This is a genomic window from Streptomyces sp. MMG1533 (assembly GCF_001279775.1).
Taxonomy (GTDB): domain Bacteria; phylum Actinomycetota; class Actinomycetes; order Streptomycetales; family Streptomycetaceae; genus Streptomyces.
The window spans coordinates 1-794 of record NZ_LGDG01000112.1 but is presented as its reverse complement, the minus strand read 5'-3'; the positions used below and the strand labels follow the sequence as shown (position 1 = coordinate 794).

1 protein-coding gene is annotated in these 794 nt (G+C 71.7%); it reads left to right on the top strand.

The genetic code is table 11. The annotated features are described in order from the left end of the window. Window positions 1–794, top strand: a 794-nt coding sequence (locus ADK57_RS13205) for an MFS transporter (RefSeq protein ID WP_324612188.1), incomplete at both ends; no start/stop codon positions are given.

The following is a 794-nucleotide window of genomic DNA, read 5'->3' as shown; positions in this document are numbered from 1 at the left end:
TGGCTGATGCTGGCCCTGGCCACGGTCGGGTTCGCCGTGAACTTCTGGGCGTGGGCGCTGCTGAGCCCGCTCGGCCCCCGTTTCAAGGACATCCTGGAGCTGACCTCCTTCCAGCAGTCGCTGCTGGTCGCGGTGCCGGTGGTGGTCGGCTCGCTGGGCCGGATCCCGGTCGGCGCGCTGACCGACCGGTTCGGTGGACGGGTCATGTTCCCGATCGTGTCCGCGGCCACCATCGTTCCGGTGCTCTATCTCGGCCTGGCCGGCCATTCCTCGTTCGCCGCCCTGCTGGCCGGCGGGTTCTTCCTCGGTATCGGCGGCACCGCGTTCGCCGTGGGTGTGCCGTTCGTGAGTGCCTGGTTCCCGCCCGAGCGGCGGGGGCTGGCCATCGGCATCTTCGGCATGGGCATGGGCGGCACCGCGATCAGTGCCCTGACCACCGTGAAGCTGGTCGACGCGAACAGCATGTCGACGCCCTTCCTGATCACCGCGGGTGTCCTGGCGGCCTACGCGCTGGTGGCCGCGCTGGTGCTCCGGGACGCCCCGGGACGTACCGTGCCGACCGAGCCGCTGGCCCGCCGCCTGGCCGCCACCCTGCGCCTGGGCGTCACCTGGCAGGCGTCCGCCCTGTACGCGGTGGCCTTCGGCGGTTACGTCGCCTTCTCCGTCTACCTGCCCACGTACCTCAAGACCGGCTACGGCCTCACCCAGGCCGACGCGGCCAACCGGATGGCCGGCTTCGTGCTGCTCGCCGTGGCGATGCGCCCGATGGGCGGCTGGCTGTCGGACCGCATCGG